Genomic DNA, 20955 nt, shown 5'->3' on the forward strand with positions numbered 1-20955 from the left:
GGAAAGCTCTCTCGGGATTCGGAATAGCCGGAACATAGGCCTTCCGGGCAGCGGCGAGCCTTGCACTTATTGCAACCCGGCGTCGCGGCCCTCGCGGGCCGAACGGCGCCCATCGCTCACCGGATCTTAAGGTCTCGCCTCTTCGCCGCCCCTCAGTAGAGCCAGGCGCGATAGCGCGGGTCGGCGTCCTTCATTTCCTCGAACAGCCGGTTCATGCGGTCGAGGAACCAGAGCTTGCCGCCGACCACCACGATCAGGCCCAGCAGGGTCGGCAGCACCGCCAGGCCGACCAGGCCCCACATCAGCGGCAGCAGGCCGAGGCCCGACAGCAGGGCGAGGAACATGGCCATGCTGCCATGATAGGCCGGCACCGGCACGGACCCGCGGTTGAGCCAGACCCGCTCGCCGAGAACGCCCCTCGAGGCCCAGTTGTCTGTCGATGTGGGCTCCGGGAAGACGCGCGGATTGAGCCAGGTCCAGAGCGCCAGGAGGAGGCAAGGCACGAGGGCCCACCAGCCGATCCAGACCCGGCTCCAGATCGCCGCTGCCAGAAGCGGCAAGATCAGGAGACGCGTCCAGACGCTCCAGGGATTGGCGTGGCGCGCCCAGACCCGGTCGTCCATGGCGAAGGCCCGGGCAATGAGGTTGTCGAGAGCCATCGGTCTGAACCGCCGGCCGACTCAGTAATCGTCGAGAGCCGTGCAGACGTCGGGATTGCTGTCGCAGTGGGCCTTCATGGAGTTGTAGATCGTCTGGCCGATCTGCTGGGCGGTGCAGGCGCCGAGCAGAATGGACAGCGCCGCCGCCAGGATCAGCGCCCTGCCTGCCCCGCCCGCCAGCCGGCGTCTCATGTGGCGGCCCCTTCCTCGAGCGCCGCCTGGGCCTCGAGCCAGGCCTGCTCCGCCTCTTCGATGGCCTGCTTGAGGGCGCCGTGCTCCAGTTGCAGTTCCTGCAGAGCCGCGGTCGGGCCGTTGTAGGTCTCGGGCTCGGCCAGCTTGGCCTCCAGGGCCTGCTTCTTCTGCGACAGGGTCTCGATCTTCCTCTCCGACGTCTTGATGGCCTTGCGCAGGTCGGCCGCGGCGGCGCGGGCCTCGGCCGCGGCGCGGCGCTTCTCCTTGCGGTTCTCGGCCTTCGGCCGTTTCTGCTCGCCGGCGAGGCCGCGCCGCTCGGCGCGCCGCTGCTCGAGCAGCAGCTTGCGGTAGTCGTCCAGATCGCCCTCGAAGGGCCGCACCGCGCCGCCGGCGACCAGCCAGAGCCGGTCGGCGACCAGCTCGACCAGGTGGGGGTCGTGGCTGACCAGGATTACCGCGCCGGGGTAGTCGTTCAGCGCCTGGATCAGCGACTCCCGGGAATCGACGTCCAGGTGGTTGGTCGGCTCGTCGAGCAGCAGGATCTGCGGCGCCTCGCGGCTCATCAGGGCGAACAGCAGGCGGGCCTTCTCGCCGCCCGAGAGGCGCCCGACCTCGGTGTTGGCCTTGTCCTGGACGAAGCCGAAGCCGCCGAGCTGGGCGCGCAGCTTCTCGGGCGTGGCCAGGGGCATCAGCCGGGCCATGTGGTCCAGCGGCGTGGCTGAGAGGTCCAGCTCCTCGGCCTGGTCCTGGGCGAAGTAGCCGATCTTGAGCTTGTTCGAGCGGTTCATCGTGCCCGCCATGGGCGGAAGCCGCTTGGCCAGCAGCTTGACCAGGGTCGACTTGCCGTTGCCGTTGGCGCCCAGCAGCGCGATGCGGTCGTCCATGTCGAGGCGCAGGTCGAGGCCGCTCAGCACCGGCTTGCCCTCCACGTAGCCGACGGCGGCGTCCTCCATGGTGATCAGTGGCGGCGCCAGCGCCTCCGGCTCGGGAAAACGGAAGGCCACGGTGTGGGCCTCGACCACGCTGGCGATCGGCTCCATGCGCGCCAGGGCCTTGAGGCGCGACTGGGCCTGACGCGCCTTGCTCGCCTTGTAGCGGAAGCGGTCGACGAAGGCCTGGATGTGGCGGCGCTGGGCCTCCTGCTTGGACTTGAGCGCCGCCTGGTGCTCGAGCCGCTCGCGCCTGGTCTTCTCGAAGAAGTCGTAGTTGCCCTTGTAGGCGGTCAGCCTGCGGCCCTCGAGGTGGACCACGCGCTCGGGCACGCGGTTCAGGAGATCCCGGTCGTGGGAGACCAGGATCAGCGTGCCCCGGTAGCTTTTGAGGAAGCCCTCGAGCCAGAGCGTCGCCTCGAGGTCGAGGTGGTTGGTCGGTTCGTCGAGCAGCAACAGGTCGGGCGCCGAGAACAGCAGGGCCGCCAGGGCGACGCGCATCCGCCAGCCGCCGGAGAGCGCCGAGCAGGGCCCGGTCTGGGCTTCGTGGTCGAAGCCGAGGCCCGCCAGGATACGCGCCGCGCGCGCCGGCGCGCTCTCCGCCTCGATGGTCGCCAGCCGCTCGTGGATCTCGGCGATCCGGGCCGGATCCTCGGCCTCCTCGGCCTCGGCGAGCAGCGCGCTGCGTTCCCGGTCGGCTGCCAGCACGGTGTCGATCAGGCTCTCGGGGCCCGAGGGCGCGTCCTGCGCCACCGTGCCGACCCGTACCCCGCGCGCCAGGGTGACGTCCCCGGCGTCGGGCTGGAGCTCGCCGGTGATCAGCCGCAGCAAGGTGGTCTTACCGCTGCCGTTGCGGCCGATCAGCGCGAGGCGGTCGCCCTTGTAGACCGTCAGCGAAGCGCCCTCGACCAGGGGCCGCCCTTCGACGCGGTAAGAGAGGGCCTCGAGGTTCAGCATGGGCCGGGTCTTAGCACGCCGGGCGGCCGGCCAAAAGCGCCCCTTGGGGGCGGTTGCCGCCCGGCGGCAAAGCCGCTATACACCGCCGAAATCCTGCCCCGGCACAGGTTCTTCCGGACCAAAATCCGCCCAAAACCGCACAGCGAGGAGACCCCGCGATGGCCGCCGAACGCACCCTGTCGATCATCAAGCCCGATGCCACCCGCCGGAACATCACCGGCAAGATCGTCGCAAAGCTCGAGGAGGCCGGCCTGCGCGTGGTGGCCCAGAAGCGGATCCATCTGACCCGCGAGCGCGCCGAGGCCTTCTACGAGGTCCACAAGGAGCGGCCGTTCTACAACGACCTCTGCACCTTCATGACCTCCGGCCCGGTGGTGGTTCAGGTCCTGGAGGGCGAGAACGCGGTCGAGCGCAACCGCGAGGTCATGGGCGCGACCAACCCGGCCGAAGCGGCGCCGGGAACCATCCGGGCCGAGTTTGCAGAGAACATCGAGGCCAACTCGGTGCACGGCTCCGACGCGCAGGACACGGCCGCCCGGGAAATCGCCTTTTTCTTCTCGGCCGATGAGATCGTCGGCTGACCGAAGGTCAGAGCAGCCAGAGGCCGAGGATGATCAGGGTGATCACGATGGCCACGGTTGACCAGAGGATCAGCTTGGTGAAGCCGTCCCAGGTCGCTTGGTGCTCCTTGAGCATCTGATCGTCGGACATCGTTCCCCCGTTTGGTGACTGCTTGGCCACCCAGGTCTAATAGCCCCGGATGCCGCCGCCTGCAACCCTCGATCCGGCTCCCGGGCTAAGGTAAGGGGTTGATGAGGCGGGCCTCCGCCGGGCCCGCCGCGTCGACCCGGGCGGTCTCGCCGGTCACGGAGACCCGGCCTTCGGCGACCAGGCGAAGGCAGGCGGGGTAGAGCCTGTGCTCGGCCTCCAGCACCCGGGCCGCCAGGCTTTCCTCCGTGTCGTCCGGCAACACCGGGACCGCCGCCTGGCCGAGGATCGGCCCGTTATCGGTCTCCTCCCGGACGAAATGGACGGTGCAGCCGGCCAGCTTGACCCCGGCGGCCAGCGCGCGGGCGTGGGTGTCCAGGCCCGGGAACAGCGGCAGCAGCGAGGGATGGATGTTGATCAGGCGGTCGCGCCAGCGGGCGATGAAGCCGCCGGTCAGCAGCCGCATGAAGCCGGCCAGACAGACCAGCTCGGCACCGGCCCGCTCCAGCGCCGCGCCGACCTCGGCCTCGAAGGCGGCCCGGCCGTCGAAGCGTGTGTGATCGATGGTCAAGGCCTCGATCCCGGCGCGGCGGGCTAGGTCCAGACCGGCGGCGGCGGGCCGGTTGGAGATGACCTGGACGATCTCGGCCGGGAAATCCGCGGCGCGCGCGGCCTCGATCAGGGCCGCCAGGTTGCTGCCCCGACCGGAAATCAGGACCGCGACCCGGCGCTTGGTCATGGGAAGACCGGCGCAGAGAGCCGGAACTGGCTTTCCCCCGCGCCGCGGGCCTCGATGACGCCGATCGGGAACACGGTCTCGCCCGCCTCCCGGAACACGCTGGTCAGGGTTTCCGCGGCGCCGGCCTCGACCACGGCCGCCATACCGATGCCGCAATTGAATGTTCGGATCAGCTCGTCTTCCGGCAGGCCGGAGGTCTCGGCCAGCCAGGCGAAGACCGGCGGCAGAGGCCAGGCTTGGCCGTTCAGCGCGGCCCGGCAGGTCTCCGGCAAGACGCGGGGCAGGTTTTCCGACAGCCCACCACCCGTGACGTGAGCCAAGCCATGAAGTCCACCGGCCTCCAGCGCCGCCAGGCACGCCTTGACGTAGATCCGGGTCGGCGCCAGCAGGGCCTCGCCCAGGCCGCGGTCCGGGTCGAAGGGGGCGGTTTCGCCGTAGTCGAGCCCGGCCGCCGCGACCAGGCGGCGCACCAGGGAGAAGCCGTTGGCGTGGACGCCGCTCGAGGCCAGACCGAGCACCACGTCGCCCGGCGAGATTTCCGCCCCGCTGAGCGCCCGGCCGCGCTCGACCGCGCCGACGGCGAAGCCGGCCAGGTCGTAGTCGCCCGGCCCGTAGAGACCCGGCATCTCGGCGGTCTCGCCGCCGATCAGCGCGCAACCCGCCGCCTGGCATCCCTCGGCGATCCCGGCGATCACCTCGCGCGCCTGGTCGACGTCCAACGCCGAGGTGGCGAAGTAGTCCAGGAAAAAGAGCGGCTCGGCGCCCTGGACCACCAGGTCGTTGACGCACATGGCGACCAGGTCGATGCCGACGCCGCGATGGCTTCCCGCCTCTTTCGCCACGGTCAGCTTGGTGCCAACCCCGTCGGTGCTGGCCACCAGGACCGGGTCCTGGAAGCCGGCCTGCTTGAGATCGAACAGGCCGCCGAAGCCACCGAGCGCCGGCTCAGCGCCCTTGCGCGCGGTCGCGCGGGCCAGTGGCTTGACCGCCTCGACCAGGCGCGCCCCGGCATCGATGTCGACACCGGCGTCCTTGTAGGTGATGTGGTTTCGGCTGGTTATGGCGTCCTCGGGGAAGTTGGAGTATCTAGGACGCCGCGGGCTCGGCGCGCGCCGACGCCTCTTGCGGAAAATACTTGAACCGGGGTTCATTGCAATGCGGATTCGCTCCCTCTTGCTCGGCCACCCCCTCCCGCCGTCGCGGCGGCTGTTGACGGCGGCCCTGTTTCTTCTGGCGGGCCTCGGTCTGGCGCCGGCGGCGGTCCAGGCCCAGAGCGATCTCTATGCCGTGTCCAACATTCCGGTCGACGCCACCGACGATAACGCGGCGTCGGCACGCGTCGCGGCTCACGACAGCGGCCACCTGATCGCCTTCGAGATGCTGGTGGCGCGGCTGGTCCCGGAAGACGAGATCTTCAACGTACCCCAACTCGACCCGGCCGGGATCGGCGCCCTGGTCCAGGAGTTCTCGGTCGACAACGAGCGCACCTCGGCCGTTCGCTACCTGGCGACGCTGAATTTCCGCTTCAATCCCGAGGCCGTGCGCAACTTCCTGGGCAGCCAGCAGATCCCCTTCGCCGAGATTCGCAGCGAACCGGTCCTGATCCTGCCGATCCTCGAAGAGAACCGGCAGGTCTATCTGTGGCGCCAGCCCAACCAGTGGCGGCGCGCCTGGGACGGCTTCCAGCTCGGCGCGGAGCTCGTCCCCATGCTGCTGCCCCTGGGCGATCTGACGGACATTTCCACGGTCAAGGCGTCGCAGGCGCTCGCCGGCGACACCATCCCGCTGGAATCCCTGGCGCAGCGCTACAACGTCTCGCGGATCTACCTCTGCCACCTCGTGCTGGGCGTCGACCCTTCGACGGGGCTGGCCACCGCTGAGCTGACGCTGCGCCGCTTCGGCGCGCTCCAGCCCGAGGCGCCGATCTATCAGTCCCACCTGCAGCGGGAGGACGAGAGCCGTAACGGCTTCCTGCAGCGCATCGCGCGCGCGGCGATCGTCGAGATCACCGAGGTCTGGAAGCAGCAGAACCTGCTGCGCCTGGCCGAGCAAAGCAGCATCATGGTCACCGTGCCCGTGACCGACCTGGGGCAGTGGCTGCAGGTCAAGGAGCGGCTCGATCAGGTCGTGACCGTGGTCGAGAGCGAGCTCGCCTACATGACGCGCAGCAGCGTCGATCTCAAGATCACCTACGTCGGCGGGCAGGACCAGTTGACCCGTGCGCTGGCCCAGCAGGAACTGCGGCTGACCCAGGACCTGAACGAGGGCTGGTGGCGCCTCGACCTCGCCTCGGCGTCGGCCTCCGCAATCGAATAGGCCCGAGGTGAGCCTGCGAGGTGTGCTGGCCTGGGTGCCCAACCTGATCACCCTGGCCCGCCTGCTGGCCGTGCCGGTCACAGTCTACCTGCTGCTCGAGAACCACCATACCGAGGCCTTCTGGCTCTTCGTCGCCGCCGGCGTATCCGACGCCCTCGACGGCATCATCGCCAAGCGTTTCGGCTTGACCAGCGAGTTGGGCGCCTACCTCGACCCCCTGGCCGACAAGGCTCTGCTGGTGTCGATCTTCATCACGCTGGGGTATCTCGGGCATGTCGCCATGTGGCTCGTCGTCCTGATCGTGTTTCGCGATCTTCTGATCATCTGCGGCGCGATCCTGTTTCACGCGCTGACCCGCGCTCTGCGCATGGAGCCGCTGATGGTCAGCAAGACCAACACCCTGGCCCAGATCGTCCTGGCGGCGCTGGTCATGGCCAAGCTCGGCTTGGGGATCGGCTTGCCCGCCTTGATTCACGTCATGGTCTATGTCACGACGGCGACGACCGTCGCCTCTGGCGTGGCCTACGTCGTCACCTGGGGTCGCAGGTACCACCGGGAGCAAAGGCCATGAACCGAACTCGAGCGACCGCCGAGCTGGGCCGCGAGCTTCGCTTCTGGCTGATCTGCTTCGCCGTCTTCTTCGCCACGGTCTACCTCCTGAGCGGCATCCTTCTGCCCTTCGTGGCCGGCATGGCGGTCGCCTATCTGCTCGATCCGTCCTGCGACTGGCTGGAAAAAAAGGGATTGTCACGCACCGCGGCGACCAGCCTGCTCACGCTGGCCTTCCTGCTCATCCTGGTCGGCGCGCTGCTCGTCGCGGTCCCCCTGCTGGTCAACCAGATCGCCGGGCTGGGCGCGCAGTTTCCCGAGCTCCTCGCCTACCTGCAGGCGACCTCGGCGCAGGTCCTGGACCTGGTCGAGGCGCGGATCGACCCGGAACTGCTGGGCAAGATCGAGAGCGCGGTCGCCGGCTCGGCCAAGGACCTGGTCAAGTGGATCGGCCAGGCCGTCAGCGGCCTGATCAGCGGGGTCGACGCGGCGCTCAGCCTGACTTCGCTGCTGGTGATCACCCCGGTGGTCACCTTCTACCTCCTGCGCGACTGGGACCACCTGGTGGCCAAGATCGACAGCTGGCTGCCCCGGCACTACGCCGAGACCGTGCGCAGCGAGGTGCGCAACGTGGACGAGATCCTGGCCGGCTTCGTGCGCGGCCAATCCTCGGTCTGCGTAGTGCTGGCGCTGTTCTACGCTATTGGCCTGACCGTCGCCGGCCTCAATTTCGGCCTTGTCATCGGGTTGGTGGCCGGGCTGCTGTCCTTCATCCCCTTCGTCGGCTCCGCGGTCGGCTTCGTCGCCTCGGTCGGCATGGCGCTGGTCCAGTTCGATGACTGGCTGCGCATCGGCATCGTCGCCGCCATCTTCGTGATCGGGCAGGCGGTCGAGGGCAATTTCCTGACGCCGAAGCTGGTCGGCGACCGGGTCGGCCTGCACCCGGTCTGGGTCATCTTCGCATTGCTCGCGGGCGGCTTTCTCTTCGGCTTCGTCGGCGTGCTGCTGGCCGTGCCCGTGGCCGCCGTGGTCGGCGTCCTGACCCGTTTCCTCCTGGCCCAATACCTGGACAGCACCTTCCATCGGGGCGACCAGGCGGGCGAACTCGGCGAGGCGGACGGCGACGCGGCCGGAGATCAGGCGTGACCCAACTCGCCTTCGACCTGGGCCAGAGGCCGGCCCTGGACCGCGAGGACTTCCTGGTCACGCCGGCCAACGAGGTGGCGGTCGCCTGGATCGACCGCTGGCCCGACTGGCCGGGGCCGGCGCTGGCACTCCATGGGCCGTCCGGATGCGGGAGGACCCACCTGCTGCACGTCTGGCTGGGTACCAGCGGCGCGGTAGCGATCGATCCCCGGGACCTCGACCGCACGCCGCCGCCCGGTCTCCTCGGGCCGGCCCGGGCGGCCGCGCTCGACGACCTGGACCGCGCCCTGCCCGGCTCCCCGGCGCGCCAGGAGGCGCTGCTGCACCTCTACAACCTGGTCGCCGAGCGCCGGGGCCACCTGCTGATAACTGGGCGCGAGGCGCCGGGGCGTTGGCCGATCGCCCTGCCCGACCTCGCCTCACGCCTCGCAGCGGTCCAGGCGGCCGCGCTCGGTGCGCCGGACGACACCCTGCTGGAAGCCTTGCTGGTCAAGCTCTTCGCCGACCGGCAGATCGCCGTCGCGCCCGAAGTCATCCGCTTCCTCTCGGCCCGCATGGACCGCTCGGCGGCCGCCGCCCGGGCCCTGGTCGAGGCGCTCGACCGCCGGGCCCTGGAAACCGGCCGCGCCGTCACAGTGCCCCTGGCGCGCGCCGTCCTGCGAGACCAGGCCGAGGGTGAGGCTGCATTGTTGAGCGACAAAACGGGCAACGAGCATCCCTGACATGTTCCTGGCCTGGATCTGGCGCATCGTCGGCCTCTTCGCCGTGCTCACGGCGCTCTACATCGGGCTCTCGCTCTACAACCGCTGGTCCGAGCGGCGGCGGCTCGCCGCCGAGTACTCCCGGAGGGAGGCCGAGGAGGGCGCGCCGGCCGGCGGCCGCGACGCCTTCGTCGCCGAAGGCATGAACCACTACGAGCGCTCGCTGCGCCGCAAGCTGGTGATTCTGGTCTACCTGATTCCCTTCGGCGCCATTGCGCTCCTGGTCGCGCTCGCCCAACTATGATTGACGAGCGCTTCCATCACCCCGGCTTTTCTTACCCGGACGCTAGCCGGGCATTCGGGGATGCCGGCCGCCCCCCGATTGCCGGCTCACATTCGGCAATGACGAGTAAAGTGAACCAAGGCCCCGCCCCATGAACTCCTTCGCCTGGACCGCCTTCTTCTGGTTCCTCCGCCTGCTGCCGGTGGCGGTGATCGCGGCCTTCCTGCACTTCTACCTGCCGAGCCACGACGTGGTGCGCATCGTCGACACCGACGTCAAGCGCATGGACGTTCAGTCCAAGGACCTGGTTCAGGAGGACAGCGGCAGCCAGGCGACACGGACCCGCGACGTGCGCTTCATCAACGCCGCCTGGCCCGACGGCAAGCCGAGGGTCTACCGAAACGAGGAGACGAACTGGGGCTTCCCCTGGTACTTCAAGTTCGATTCGGGGAACCTCCAGACCCTGGCCCAGGACCTGCGCTCGACCAAAGAGAGCCCGGCCTGGGTCGTCATCACCCACTACGGCTGGCGCATCGAGCTCTTCTCCATGTTCCCCAACGCGATCGCGATCGAGCCGGTGGCCAGCCCCGACGACACGCCCGTTCCCTGGTTCAACATCGGCTTCTTCGTGATCCTGGGCCTGACGCTGATCTTCCTCTGGCGCCTGTGGCGCGCCTGGGTCGAGAACTGGTGGAAGCCCTTCCTGGAGCGCCTGGAGCTCGACGAGCGCTTCGACAACGCCTCCAACTCCGCCGGCCAGGTCAGCCGCTGGATGAAGGCAAACATGCGCGACAAGTTCGACAAGAAGGCGTGAGCGCCCGCATCGAAACTTCAACCAGCTCCTTTCATAGTCAGTGAGAGCATGCCGAGCGGCCACGCGGCATCGCTGGAATAAGGGGGAAAGGCCTCAAGGCATGAGATCTCGTGGAAAGCTCTACTGCTTTTTGGCTCTGCTCCTGATTCCGGTCGGTTGCACGACGCAACAGAGCTCCCTCCCGCCAGCTCCCGCTGGCTTCCAGTGGTACACGGCCAAGAACGGCGCGGGCGATTTCCTGATGCCGACCGATTGGGTGGCCAAAGAGGAAGACGCCGGCAAGACCAGGTCAGTCTTCATCGCCAAGAGCTTCGATGAAGCCGGCAGGTTCACCACCGGGTTCACCGTGAACCAGTTCCGGTCTTGGTCGGAGTCAACTTCAACTCTAGCGGCGGCCTACGCGCCGGTATTCATCAGCAAGATCAACTCAGAAAAGAACGTGATTAAGACTGGTGCGATCGAGGGAAACTCGCACAGCATGTATTTTTCTCGAGTTCGTGGAAACAACGGTGAGAAGAACACGATCATCCACTACCTCTCAATTGGCATGGACTCCAGCGATACGTGGACGATGATCTTGTTCGAGGCCCCCGAAGAAGACTGGGAGAAGGAATTCGACAAGGGAAGGGTCATGCTGAACCTATTCTTCCTCGGAACTTGAGGAGAGGCATGGAAAGCCGTTTAGTCTCGTCCCGGAAGGCCCCAAGCCTACGAGAAGATCATCTCCGCCGCTTTTTCTTGGCGTAGGGATTTTCCCCCTTCCTGAGCTGTATCCGGATCGGCGTGCCGGGCAGCTTGAAGTCCTCGCGCAGGGTGTTTTCGAGATAGCGGATATAGGAGTCCGGCAGGTCCGACGGCTTGGTGCAGAAGACCGCGAAGGTCGGCGGGCGGGACTTGGCCTGGGTCATGTACTTCAGGCGGATGCGGCGGCCGCCGGGCGCGGGCGGCGGGTGGCTCGCGGTGACGCTCTCGAGCCACTGGTTGAGCCGCGCCGTCGGGATACGCTTGTTCCAGGTCTCGTAGACCGCGAGCACCGCGTCGAGCAGCTTATCGAGCCGGCGGTCGTAGAGCGCCGAGATCGGCACCACCGGCAGGCCCTTGGTCTGGGGCAGCGAGCGGGTCAGGCGGTCGCGTACAGCCCTGATCGCGGCGTCGCGATCCTCGCAGAGGTCCCATTTGTTGACCGCCAGAACCAGCGCCCTGCCCTCCTCGATCGTCGTGCGGGCGATCGTCAGGTCCTGCTTCTCCAGCGGCGCCTCGGCATCGACCAGCAGGACGACGACCTGGGCGAAGCGCAGCGCGCGGAAGCTGTCGGAGACCGAGAGCTTCTCGACGCTCTCGTCGACCTTGGGCCGGCGGCGGATGCCGGCGGTGTCGATCAGGCGGATCGCCTGGCCCTTGTAGGTCCAGTCGACCGCGATGGCGTCGCGGGTGATGCCCGCCTCCGCGCCGGTCAGGAGCCGCTCCTCGCCGATCAGGCGGTTGACCAGGGTCGACTTGCCGACGTTGGGCCGGCCGACAATGGCGAGCTGCAGAGCCTTCGGCTCACTTTCCTCGGATTCCATCGACGCCTCTTCGCCGTCCCAGGCTTCGGGCTCCTCGTCCCCCTCCTCTTCCGGCACGCAGACCTCGCGCAGCGCGTCGTAGAGTTCGTCCAGGCCGAGGCCGTGCTCGGCGGAGAGCGCGATGGGCTCGCCGAAGCCGAGGCTGTGGGCTTCGGCCAGGCCCGCCTCGGCGTCGCGGCCCTCGCACTTGTTGGCGACCAGGACGACCTTATGGCCGCTCTTGCGCAGCCAGTCGGCGAAGTGCCGGTCGTAAGGCGTGACGCCGGCCCGCGCGTCGATCAGGAAGAGGCTGAGATCCGCGTCGGCGACCGCGCGCTCGGTCTGGGCCCGCATGCGGCCCTCGAGGCTCTTCTCCTCGGCCTCCTCCAGGCCGGCCGTGTCGAACAGTCGGAATTCCAGGTCGAACAGGCGGCCCTCGCCCTCGCGCCGGTCGCGGGTGACGCCGGGCTGGTCGTGCACCAGGGCCGCACGTCGCCCGACGAGGCGGTTGAACAGGGTCGACTTGCCGACGTTGGGCCGGCCGATGATGGCGATGGTGGGCGTCATGGCGTGGTGGGATCGTGGGTCGGCCCCGGGCCGGAGGGCGCGGGTCTAGTCCTCCGCGGTCTCCCGCATGGCGATCAGCTGGGCTCCCTCGGTCAAGAAGTAGAGCGTGCGCTGGGCGACCACCGGCGTCACCACGGGGCTGGACGGCAGCGATCCGCGCTCGAGGATCTCGCCGGTATAGGGCGAGAGCCAAACCACCTCCCGGTTGGACCCGGCCAGGACGAGGCGATTGCCGGCCAGCACCGGTCCGAACCACTGGATCGGGCCCTCCTTGTCCTCCTCGTCCTCGAAGCGCGGCAGCGCCTGGACCCAGCGGATGCCGCCGTTGCGGCGCAGGATGCAGACCACCTGGGTCTCGTTAGTCACGAGGTAGATGAAGTTGCCGGCGACCCAGGGCATCTGGACCCCGCCGAGCTCGGCTTCCCAGGCCCGGGCGCCGCGGCGCAGCTCGATCGCGACCATGCGCCCGGAATGGCTGATCGCCAGCACGACCCCCCGGTCGATCACCGGCAGGCCCCGGATCTGCCCCAGGTCGGCCACCGGATCGATCCGGTTCACGGCGGAAAGGTTGTCGTCCCAGAGGACCCGGCCGTTCTCTGCCAGGAGGGCGTAGATCTCGCCGCTGCTGTAGGGCACCACCACCGAGGAGCCGGCCACCGCCGGGCTCGCGCTGCCGAGCAGCCGGGTCGTCTCCTCCAGGCCGCTGTGCTGCCAGATACGCCGCCCGTCGCGCACGTCGAGCGCGAAGAGCTGGTTGTCGACCGTCGTGGCGAAGACGCGCCCGCCGGCGACGGTGGGCGCGGCGCGCATCGGGCCGGGCAGGTCCTGGGCCCAGCGCCGCTCGCCGGTATCGGCGTCGAGGGCGTAGACCATGCCGAAGCCGGTGGTCACGTAGAGCACGCCGTTGTCGAAGGCCAGGCCGCCGCCGAAGTAACCCTCGTCCTCGATGTCGTCTTCCAGGTCCGCTTCCCAGAGCAGGTCGCCGTCTTCGACGCTGAAGGCGCGCACCAGCTCCTGGGCGTCCATGGTGAATACCGTGTTCCGAACCACCAGCGGCTGCGCCAGAAGGTAGTGGTCGTAGTCGTTTCCGGTGCCGATGCTGGAGCGCCAGACGACCTCCAGCGACTCCCCGAGCGCCAGGTGCTGCATGGCGTGGCTCGGCACGCCGCCGGCCTGGCTCCAGGCGCCGTTGACGTAGGGCCGCGGCAGCCGGATCTCCAGCTGGTCCAGGCCGGGGTCGGGCTCGATCCGCTGGTCCAGGGCCAGCACCGAGATCCGCTCGCCGGGCAAGGGCGGCCCCTCGGGCGCGCCGAACCAGGTGTCGCATCCGGCCAGCGCCAGGACCGACAGCAGGGCGGCTATGCGGCGCGGTGGCGCGGTCATCCTCCCCACGGTCATTCCTCCAGGGCGCTCAGCATCTGCGCGGCGCGGGCGCGCATGCCGGGCGGCGCCTCCAGATCGTCCGCGACCTGGGTGTAGAGGTCGCGCGCCCGGGCCCGGTCCCCCTGGCGCAGCGCCAAGGCCGCGGTCAGCTCGAGCGCGAGCGGGCGGTAGCCGCCGTCGGCGGCGGTCAAGGGTTCGAGGCGCGCCTCCAGCACGGCGGGGTCGGCCCGGTCGGCCTGGTGCATGACCGAGAGCAGAACGGCCGCGCCGCGGAAGGCCGCGTCGGTCTCGCCGTTCTGGGCCAGGCGGTCCCAGATCGCGATCGCCGCATCGACGTCGCCGGCCTCGGCGCTCAGGCGGGCCTGGTTGAAAGCCGCAAGCACACCGTAGCCGCCACCGGCCTCGGCCAGCGCGGCGAACTCCTGACTCGCCATGGCGTCCTCGCCTTGGGCCGCGCGAGCGAGGGCCGCGGCGAAACGGGCGGAGCGTTCGGTGCGCTGCTCGTTGTCGTACCACTCCCAGGCCTTGAAGCCACCGACGGAGAGGACGAGAAGCACCGCGGCCGCAATGGCGAAGCGGCCGTAGCGCTGCCAGAGCTGAGCGGCCTGATCGCGCCGCAGGTCCTCTTCGACTTCCTTGAAGATATCCGCCACGAAGCGCTCCTTGCGGCCGGCAGGAACCGAGCCGGATCTGCCTTGGAAAGCCCACTCGGATACAGGCTCGCGCCCTGCGATTCAACCGCTAACCGGGGGCCCGGTCCGGGGCGCCCACCTTGCCCGTCTCATGGAAAAGGGCGAGATTCCCAGCCGACGTAACCACCCAGAGCAGATCCGGGACGACGCGGGCAGTCCATCAACCCGGTGAACCTGCTCTAAGCCTATGATTTAGATGGACTTAGGCGGCGCGCCACTTGATCGAGCAGCCCATCGAGGCGATCTGCTCGCGAGGACCCTCGCCGCTGCGCGCGACCTGGACCATGGCCTCGTAGAGATCGCGCCGCGCGTCCGGCACCAGGCTGGTCTTCGACTCGTCAAGGCGGCCCCGGTACTGCAGCTCCAGGTCCTTGTTGAAACCGAAGAAATCGGGCGTGCACACGGCGTCGTAGGCCCTGGCCACGGCCTGGCTGCGGTCGATCACGTAGGGGAAATTGAAGCCTTCCTGCTGGGCGAAGACCTTCATGTCGTCGAAGGAATCGGCCGGATAGGCCTCGGTGTCGTTGGCATTGATGGCGATGGCGCCGATCCCCTCGGCGGCGAGATCGCCGATGTCGCGCACCAGGCGCGAGGTGATCGAGCGGACGTAGGGGCAGTGGTTGCAGATGAACATGACCAGGGTCCCGGCGGGCCCGCGCACGGAGTCCAGGGTATAGGTCTTGCCGTCGATGCCCTCGAGGCTGAAATCCACCGCCTTCCAGCCGAAATCGCAGATCGGCGGAACTGCCGCCATGACGCCCTCCCTCGCTTCGCGCGGCGTCGCCAGACGCCGCAGCGCCAACTTATCCGGGCTGGACGCCGGGCGCAATTTCGGAGACACTCGGGCGCATGTCATATCACTGTCGTAGAGAGGAGCGCTGACTTTCCTGATGGGCAAGCTCTACCGTTTGGAACGTTGCAAGCGCTCGACCCGACAGTCACACCCGCCGATGGTCTTCGACCGGTCGGAGATCAATCTCTTGCTGTCGCTCTACAGCCGCCGCGTCATGAGCGGCGAATGGCGGGACTACGCGATCGACCAGGGTGCGGGACTGGCGGTCTTCTCGGTCTACCGCCACAGCCAGGAACGGCCGATCTTCACCATCGCCAAGCGCCAGAGCGCGGCTGAGCGCCGCCGTGAGTATCTGGTCTGCCGCGGCGCCGAACGGCTCGCCCGCGCGCCCAGCCTGGCGGAGGCCCTGACCATCTTTCAGGATCGTTTCCGGGTCGTTTCCTGACCCTAGAGCGGATCGCGTTTAATCGGGATCTGCTCTAGCGCAGGCTATGGGAGCCGGCTCAGCCCCAGCCGATCACCAGGAAAACCAGCAGAAAAACCGTTACGCCGACGCCGATCCCTTCGAGCCAGTAGATCGCCCGGCGCTTGCCGCCCTGCCGCCGGCTTTCGGTTACTGAGCGATACATCAGCATCTCCACGCCTGTCCGCGACGGCTTCGGCCGCGCTGAATGCCACAATTTTACCACAGATCGTCGGCTTCGGGGACAAATCTTGTTCGCCGGCCACGCGGCCGCTTGTCGGTCGCGCCACGCTGCGGCAAGCTTGGTTAAGCGAAGAAGGAGGACACGAGGGTTGAGCAGACGCGGTCCTCACGACATGGGTGGCCTTCCGGCGGGCCCGGTAACCCGGGACGAGCACGACTACGCGCTGTGGGAGAAGCGGGTCGACGCGCTTCTGGTGCTGCTGTCGGACAAAAAGCGCGGCCTGATCAAGGTCGACGAGCTCAGGCGCGGCATCGAGCAACTCGGCGCCAAGGCCTACGACGAGATGAGCTACTACGAGCGCTGGATCGCCTCGATCACCAGCAACCTACTCGAGAAGGGCGTGATCAGCTCGGAAGAGCTGGGGCGCCGCATGGCGGAGATCTCGGCCCGCCGGGAGCCGGAGTAATGGCGCGCTTTTCGCCCGGCGACAGCGTCGCGGTCCTGGCGATCAATCCTCCGGGGCACCTGCGCGCGCCGACCTACATCCGGGGCAAGTCCGGCGTCATCGAGCGGATCTGCGGCGAGTTCGCCAACCCCGAGGAGCTCGCCTTCGGGCGGGACGGCCTGCCGCTCCGGCCGCTCTACCGGGTCCGCTTCCGCCAGGAGGAGCTTTGGTCCGACTACAAGGGCGGGGCGGAGGACACGGTCGACGTGGAGATCTACGAGCACTGGCTCGAGCCGGCATGAAGCGGAGGACGAGATGAGCCAAGCGCACGGTCATGACCACGGGCACGACCACGGGCACGACCACAGCCCGCCGCCCGACCAGGACGGCCCCCTGACCTACTACCAGGCCATGGAGGGCGCGGTGCGCGAGCTCCTGATCGAGAAGGGCATCGTGACCGCCGACGAGGTCCGCGCAACGGTCGAAGCGATGGACGCGCGCAGCCCGGCGCTTGGCGCCCGCGTGGTCGCCCGCGCCTGGAGCGACCCGGACTACAAGGCCCGGCTGCTGGCCGACGGCACGGCGGCCTGCCAGGAGCTCGGCATCGACATGGGCCCGACCCGGCTGGTGGTGGTGGAGAACGAGGAGAAGCTGCACAACGTCATCGTCTGCACCCTCTGCTCCTGCTACCCGCGCGCGCTGCTCGGACTGCCGCCGGACTGGTACAAGGCCCGGGCCTACCGCTCGCGCGTCGTACGCGAGCCCCAGGCGGTGCTGCGCGAATTCGGCACCGAGGTCCCCGACGACTGGACCGTACGGGTACACGACAGCACGGCCGACATGCGCTACCTGGTCCTGCCGCGCCGCCCCGAAGGCACGGACGGCCTCGACGAGGCGGCGCTCGCCGCGCTGGTCACCCGTGACTGCATGATCGGCGTCAGCCTGCCGAAGGCCCCCGACTCCTGAAGCCGGTCGCTCTCTGAAATGCGGAAAACCGCGCCCTGCGGGCACTGCCCGCCGGGCGGAATCAGCCCTGGCGCCAGGCGGCCGTCTGCCGGCAGCGCTTGCATATGCGCTCGCCGGACCACTCGCTGTGGAAAGTGTCGTGGCACATCAGGCAGCTGCGCTCCTTGGCCTCGATCTTGTGACCGGGCACACCGCCGCCCTCGTCTCTCCTGGGCTTCGAATACTTCGACATGACGTACAGGTAGTGAACGTTAACGATTTTTCAAGATTCGGCTAAGACAGCCCGTCTCCCACTATCATACGGCCGACGGCGGCGAATCGACCAGCGGCAGAGCCAACCCGAAGCCCGGCCGCCTCTGCTCTCGCCGCCCGGCATCACCTTTCAAGCGCGGCTCCGGGCCTGCCGGAGCATGATCCGCCCTAGTCGTCCGTGAAGATCAGCGTGTTGCCGAAGGGGTCCAGCAGCTTCATGTCGCTGGCCCAGGGCTGGCGCTCGATCGCCGGGCGGTAGTACTTGTACGCCTTGGCGGTGAGTTCGCGCTCCAACGCCCCGAGGGCGTCGCAGTGAATACGTACCGAGGAGCCGGGGGTCGCGTCCCCATAGTGCTCGCTCAGGTGGAGAACGCAGCCGTCCCGCGCGATCCCCATGTAGAGCGGCGTGTTCTCCTCGAAGCGGTGCTCGAAGGCGACCTCGAAGCCAAGGTAGTCGAGGTAGAACTCCCGCGCCTTGGCTTCGTCGAAGATGCGCAGGATCGGCACCGGCGGTCCCAGCGTCATCGCGGCCTACTCCCACTCGATGGTGCCGGGGGGCTTGGAGGTGACGTCGTAGACCACTCGGTTGATGCCGCGCACCTCGTTGACGATGCGGGTCGCCACGGCGGCCAGGAAGGCGTGGTCGAAGGGGTAGGACTCGGCGGTCATGCCGTCGGTCGAGGTGACCGCCCGGAGCGCGCAGACGTGGTCGTAGGAGCGGGCGTCGCCCATGACCCCGACGGTCTTGACCGGCAGCAGGACCGCGAAGGCCTGCCAGATCGCGTCGTAGAGCCCGGCCTCGCGGATCTCCTCCAGGTAGATCCGGTCGGCCTTCCTCAAAATCTCGCACTTCTCGGCGGTGACCGCGCCGGGAATCCGGATCGCCAGGCCCGGCCCCGGGAAGGGGTGGCGCCCGACCAGGCTCTCGGGCAGGCCGAGCTCGCGGCCCAGTTCGCGCACCTCGTCCTTGAACAGCTCGCGCAGGGGCTCGACCAGCTTCAGCTTCATGCGCTCCGGCAGGCCGCCCACGTTGTGGTGCGACTTGATGGTCACGCTGGGCCCGCCGGTGAAGGAGACCGACTCGATGACATCCGGGTAGAGCGTGCCCTGGGCCAGGAACTCGGCCCCGCCCAGCTTGTGGGCCTCCTCGTCGAACACGTCGATGAAGGTGCCGCCGATGATCTTGCGCTTCTGCTCCGGATCCTCGACGCCGGCCAGCTTGCCGAGGAAGAGTTCGCTCGCGTCGCGGTGCACCAGGGGGATGTTGTAGTGGCCCCGGAAGACCTCGACGACCTGCTCGGCCTCGCCGGCCCGGAGCAGGCCGTGGTCGACGAAGATGCAGGTCAGCTGGTCGCCGATTGCCTCGTGGATCAGCACGGCGGCGACCGAGGAATCGACCCCGCCGGAGAGCCCGCAGACCACCCGGCCGTTACCGACCTGCGCCCGGATGCGCTCGACAGCCTCGCGGCGGAAGGCCGCCATGGTCCAGTCGCCGGCGCAGCCGGCGAGGCGGGCGAAGTTGGCCAGCAGGCGGCCACCGTCGGGGGTGTGGACCACCTCGGGATGGAACATGGTGCCGTAGAAGCGCCGCTCCTCGTCGGCGACCAGGGCGAAGGGCGCGTTCTCCGAGGTGCCGAGCACCCGGAAGCCGGGCGGCAGCCGGCTGACCCGGTCGCCGTGGCTCATCCAGACCTGGTGCCGCTCGCCCGGGCGCCAGAGCCCCCCGGTCAGCTGGCTGTCCCCGGCCAGCTCGAGGAAGGCGCGGCCGAACTCCCTGTGATCGCCGGATTCCACCTCGCCGCCGAGCTGGGCGCACATGGCCTGCTGGCCGTAGCAGATGCCGAGCAGCGGCACGCCGAGCTCGAAGACCAGGTCGGGCGCCCGCGGCGCCTCGGCCTGATTGAAGGAGGCCGGGCCGCCGGACAGGACCACGGCCTTGGGCGCGAAGTCGCGGATCCGCGCCGGATCCAGGCTGAAGGGGTGAATCTCGCAGTAGACCCCGGCCTCGCGCAGCCGCCGGGCGATCAGCTGGGTGACCTGGGAGCCGAAATCGAGGATCAGAATAGCGTCTTTCATGGCCTTAGTTACACGATTCGCCCCATGGGGAGCCACCGGAATCGAAGCGCCGGCAGGCGCCGAGGGAAGGCCACATCGCCGCCATGTTCTCGCCTTGCCGTACCCGCCTACTCCCGGCCGAGGCATCACGACCAAGGAGGCAAGGCGCCCGTGGCCCAAGGTGAGGAGACGCCCCGCTGGGGCTTCGTGGAGCGCTACCGGCTCTACTTCAAGCTGGCCTTTCTGATCCTGCTGGTGCTGCTCAGCGTCATCCCGCTGGCCATGATCGAGGGCGTGGTCAACGAGCGGCAGCTCCTCAGCCACGCGGTCGCCCGAGAGGTGTCGGGCTCCTGGGGCGGCGAGCAGCGGGTCGTCGGCCCCGTGCTGATCGTGCCCTTCACCGAGACGCGCAAGGAGCAGGTCGCCAACCCCGACCGGACCGAGCCCGGCGATCCCTACTTCATCGAGAAGGAGGTGACCGAGCGCAAGCACCTCTTCCTGCTACCGGAAGAGCTCACGATCGACGGCACGCTGGCGCCCAAGACCCGCTATCGCGGGATCTACCCGGTCCGGCTCTACACCGCCGAGACGAGCTTCTCCGGGCGCTTCGCACGGCCCGACTTCGCCAAGCTGGGGATCGACAACCCGATCGAGATCCATTGGGACCGGGCCAAGGCGGAGCTGCTGATCAGCGATCTGACCGGCAGCCTCAACGCCGTGTCCCTGGACTGGAACGGAGCGGCCCTGCCCTTCGCAACGGGACCGGATGGCATGCAGGTCCGTGCCTTCCTGCCCAACCTCGAGCGGGCCGACACCTGGCCGGCGGCCTTCTCCTTTCAGGTCGACCTGAACGGCAGCCGCTCGCTCGGCTTCCTGCCGCTCGGCCAGTCGACCGAGGTCACTCTGCGCTCTTCCTGGCCCCACCCCGGTTTCACCGGCGCCTTCCTGCCGAAGGTCTCGGAAATCGGCGCCGAGGGTTTCCTGGCGCGCTGGCAAGTCTCGCACCTGGCCCGCGGCCTGCCGCAGCAGTGGGCGGCAAAGGCCGGCACGGCCCGTGAGATCTTGGACATGGCCCGGCACCGGGGGCTGACCACCCGCCTGGTCGATCCGGTCGACCACTACCTCAAGGTCGAGCGCTCGGTGAAGTACGGCCTGCTGTTCGTGGTGCTGGTCTCGGGCGCGCTCATGATCCTCGAGACCGTCTCCGGCGGCCGCCTGCACTTCGTGCAGTACGGCATGATCGCCGCTGCGCTCTTCGTCTTCTACCTGCTGTTCCTCAGCCTGTCGGAGGTCGTCGGCTTCACCCCTGCCTACGCGGTGGCGGCCGGGGCCTCGACCCTGCTGATCGCGCTCTACAGCGGCAAGATCATGGCGAGCGCCCGGCAGGGCGGCCTGGTGGGCGCCCTGCTCGCGACGATCTACGGCTACCTCTACCTGACGCTCCGCTCCGAGGACTACGCCCTGCTCTCGGGGTCCTTCGTGCTCTTCGCCGCCCTGGCGGCCGCGATGTACGCGACCCGGAACGTCGACTGGCACCGGCTCGGCCGGCGCAACGGCGAGACGGCGAAAAGCTAGCCCGCATTTCTCACACTCTCCACGGTCTGCGCGGTGCTGTCCG

27 protein-coding genes are annotated in these 20955 nt (G+C 68.6%); 13 read left to right on the forward strand and 14 right to left on the reverse strand.

All coding sequences use genetic code 11. The features are described 5' to 3' along the window. Positions 1-152: 152 nt before the first annotated feature. The 3 genes from QNJ67_16920 to QNJ67_16930 are packed head-to-tail and all read right to left on the reverse strand — an operon-like array spanning position 153 to position 2737. Positions 153-659, reverse strand: coding sequence for a hypothetical protein (locus QNJ67_16920; GenBank protein MDJ0610660.1), 507 nt, complete (start codon positions 657-659; stop codon positions 153-155). Positions 660-680: 21 nt separating this feature from the next. Next, positions 681-851, reverse strand: a complete 171-nt coding sequence (locus QNJ67_16925; protein ID MDJ0610661.1) for a hypothetical protein — start codon at positions 849-851, stop codon at positions 681-683. After that, on the reverse strand, positions 848-2737 hold the full coding sequence (locus QNJ67_16930; protein MDJ0610662.1) for an ABC-F family ATP-binding cassette domain-containing protein: 1890 nt from the start codon (positions 2735-2737) through the stop codon (positions 848-850). Before QNJ67_16930 ends, QNJ67_16925 begins: the two co-directional genes overlap by 4 nt. A 158-nt stretch (positions 2738-2895) precedes the next feature. Here QNJ67_16930 and ndk point away from each other — a divergent pair, with 158 nt between their 5' ends. After that, a complete protein-coding gene (ndk, locus tag QNJ67_16935; protein ID MDJ0610663.1) occupies positions 2896-3318 on the forward strand; it encodes a nucleoside-diphosphate kinase in 423 nt (140 codons plus the stop codon). Between the two features lie 7 nt (positions 3319-3325). Here ndk and QNJ67_16940 read toward each other — a convergent pair whose 3' ends face one another. From QNJ67_16940 to purM, 3 genes are all read right to left on the reverse strand, one after another. Further along, the gene (locus QNJ67_16940; protein ID MDJ0610664.1) at positions 3326-3448 is read right to left on the reverse strand and encodes an aa3-type cytochrome c oxidase subunit IV; all 123 of its coding nucleotides are present in this window, start codon (positions 3446-3448) and stop codon (positions 3326-3328) included. A gap of 85 nt (positions 3449-3533) precedes the next feature. Next, complete coding sequence (gene purN / locus QNJ67_16945; protein ID MDJ0610665.1) at positions 3534-4184, reverse strand: phosphoribosylglycinamide formyltransferase; 651 nt, start codon at positions 4182-4184, stop codon at positions 3534-3536. After that, positions 4181-5335 (reverse strand): phosphoribosylformylglycinamidine cyclo-ligase, encoded by a 1155-nt coding sequence (gene purM, locus QNJ67_16950; protein ID MDJ0610666.1) that lies wholly within the window; start codon positions 5333-5335, stop codon positions 4181-4183. Before purM ends, purN begins: the two co-directional genes overlap by 4 nt. A 4-nt stretch (positions 5336-5339) precedes the next feature. On the opposite strand from purM, the gene QNJ67_16955 reads away from it, so the two are divergent. The 7 genes from QNJ67_16955 to QNJ67_16985 all read left to right on the forward strand — a co-directional run bounded on the left by QNJ67_16955 (position 5340) and on the right by QNJ67_16985 (position 10654). Continuing rightward, positions 5340-6500: a DUF2066 domain-containing protein gene (locus QNJ67_16955; GenBank protein ID MDJ0610667.1), complete on the forward strand. Its 1161-nt coding sequence runs from the start codon at positions 5340-5342 to the stop codon at positions 6498-6500. 7 nt (positions 6501-6507) lie between these two features. Then, on the forward strand, positions 6508-7071 hold the full coding sequence (locus tag QNJ67_16960) for a CDP-alcohol phosphatidyltransferase family protein (GenBank protein ID MDJ0610668.1): 564 nt from the start codon (positions 6508-6510) through the stop codon (positions 7069-7071). After that, complete coding sequence (locus QNJ67_16965) at positions 7068-8195, forward strand: AI-2E family transporter (GenBank protein ID MDJ0610669.1); 1128 nt, start codon at positions 7068-7070, stop codon at positions 8193-8195. The genes QNJ67_16960 and QNJ67_16965 overlap by 4 nt, the downstream gene beginning before the upstream one ends. Further along, the gene (locus QNJ67_16970) at positions 8192-8917 is read left to right on the forward strand and encodes a DnaA/Hda family protein (protein ID MDJ0610670.1); all 726 of its coding nucleotides are present in this window, start codon (positions 8192-8194) and stop codon (positions 8915-8917) included. Before QNJ67_16965 ends, QNJ67_16970 begins: the two co-directional genes overlap by 4 nt. A gap of 1 nt (position 8918) precedes the next feature. Beyond that, the gene (locus QNJ67_16975) at positions 8919-9200 is read left to right on the forward strand and encodes a hypothetical protein (GenBank protein MDJ0610671.1); all 282 of its coding nucleotides are present in this window, start codon (positions 8919-8921) and stop codon (positions 9198-9200) included. A 130-nt stretch (positions 9201-9330) separates the two neighbouring features. Then, complete coding sequence (locus tag QNJ67_16980) at positions 9331-9993, forward strand: DUF1523 family protein (GenBank protein ID MDJ0610672.1); 663 nt, start codon at positions 9331-9333, stop codon at positions 9991-9993. Positions 9994-10093: 100 nt separating this feature from the next. Beyond that, positions 10094-10654, forward strand: coding sequence for a hypothetical protein (locus tag QNJ67_16985; protein ID MDJ0610673.1), 561 nt, complete (start codon positions 10094-10096; stop codon positions 10652-10654). Positions 10655-10712: 58 nt separating this feature from the next. Here QNJ67_16985 and der read toward each other — a convergent pair whose 3' ends face one another. The 4 genes from der to QNJ67_17005 form a co-directional block, all read right to left on the reverse strand. Further along, positions 10713-12104: a ribosome biogenesis GTPase Der gene (gene der / locus QNJ67_16990; GenBank protein MDJ0610674.1), complete on the reverse strand. Its 1392-nt coding sequence runs from the start codon at positions 12102-12104 to the stop codon at positions 10713-10715. Positions 12105-12149: 45 nt separating this feature from the next. After that, the gene (locus tag QNJ67_16995) at positions 12150-13487 is read right to left on the reverse strand and encodes a PQQ-binding-like beta-propeller repeat protein (protein MDJ0610675.1); all 1338 of its coding nucleotides are present in this window, start codon (positions 13485-13487) and stop codon (positions 12150-12152) included. An 11-nt stretch (positions 13488-13498) separates the two neighbouring features. Further along, positions 13499-14140 (reverse strand): tetratricopeptide repeat protein, encoded by a 642-nt coding sequence (locus QNJ67_17000; GenBank protein MDJ0610676.1) that lies wholly within the window; start codon positions 14138-14140, stop codon positions 13499-13501. 241 nt (positions 14141-14381) lie between these two features. Continuing rightward, on the reverse strand, positions 14382-14933 hold the full coding sequence (locus QNJ67_17005) for a thioredoxin family protein (protein MDJ0610677.1): 552 nt from the start codon (positions 14931-14933) through the stop codon (positions 14382-14384). Between the two features lie 136 nt (positions 14934-15069). Between QNJ67_17005 and QNJ67_17010 the strand changes: the two genes are divergently transcribed. Next, positions 15070-15417, forward strand: a complete 348-nt coding sequence (locus QNJ67_17010; GenBank protein MDJ0610678.1) for a DUF2794 domain-containing protein — start codon at positions 15070-15072, stop codon at positions 15415-15417. A gap of 58 nt (positions 15418-15475) precedes the next feature. Here QNJ67_17010 and QNJ67_17015 read toward each other — a convergent pair whose 3' ends face one another. Next, positions 15476-15601 (reverse strand): hypothetical protein, encoded by a 126-nt coding sequence (locus tag QNJ67_17015; protein ID MDJ0610679.1) that lies wholly within the window; start codon positions 15599-15601, stop codon positions 15476-15478. A 166-nt stretch (positions 15602-15767) separates the two neighbouring features. Between QNJ67_17015 and QNJ67_17020 the strand changes: the two genes are divergently transcribed. Genes QNJ67_17020 through nthA form a run of 3 tightly spaced genes read left to right on the forward strand, consistent with a single transcriptional unit; the run spans position 15768 to position 17030 of the window. After that, complete coding sequence (locus QNJ67_17020; GenBank protein ID MDJ0610680.1) at positions 15768-16085, forward strand: nitrile hydratase subunit beta; 318 nt, start codon at positions 15768-15770, stop codon at positions 16083-16085. Continuing rightward, entirely contained in the window at positions 16085-16366 is a 282-nt protein-coding gene (locus tag QNJ67_17025; GenBank protein ID MDJ0610681.1) for a nitrile hydratase subunit beta, read from the forward strand. Before QNJ67_17020 ends, QNJ67_17025 begins: the two co-directional genes overlap by 1 nt. Positions 16367-16379: 13 nt before the next feature. Further along, complete coding sequence (gene nthA, locus QNJ67_17030) at positions 16380-17030, forward strand: nitrile hydratase subunit alpha (GenBank protein MDJ0610682.1); 651 nt, start codon at positions 16380-16382, stop codon at positions 17028-17030. A gap of 61 nt (positions 17031-17091) precedes the next feature. Here the strand turns inward: nthA and QNJ67_17035 are convergent, their stop codons facing one another. From QNJ67_17035 to guaA, 3 genes are all read right to left on the reverse strand, one after another. Then, positions 17092-17220, reverse strand: coding sequence for a hypothetical protein (locus tag QNJ67_17035; protein MDJ0610683.1), 129 nt, complete (start codon positions 17218-17220; stop codon positions 17092-17094). 230 nt (positions 17221-17450) lie between these two features. Beyond that, positions 17451-17807 carry a glyoxalase superfamily protein gene (locus QNJ67_17040; protein ID MDJ0610684.1) on the reverse strand — a complete coding sequence of 119 codons (357 nt, stop codon included), beginning with the start codon at positions 17805-17807 and terminating at the stop codon, positions 17451-17453. A gap of 6 nt (positions 17808-17813) precedes the next feature. Continuing rightward, positions 17814-19358, reverse strand: a complete 1545-nt coding sequence (gene guaA / locus QNJ67_17045) for a glutamine-hydrolyzing GMP synthase (GenBank protein MDJ0610685.1) — start codon at positions 19356-19358, stop codon at positions 17814-17816. A gap of 150 nt (positions 19359-19508) precedes the next feature. Here guaA and creD point away from each other — a divergent pair, with 150 nt between their 5' ends. Further along, positions 19509-20912 (forward strand): cell envelope integrity protein CreD, encoded by a 1404-nt coding sequence (gene creD, locus QNJ67_17050; GenBank protein MDJ0610686.1) that lies wholly within the window; start codon positions 19509-19511, stop codon positions 20910-20912. Positions 20913-20955 lie beyond the last annotated feature (43 nt).

This window comes from Kiloniellales bacterium (genome assembly GCA_030064845.1).
GTDB lineage: Bacteria > Pseudomonadota > Alphaproteobacteria > Kiloniellales > JAKSDN01 > JASJEC01.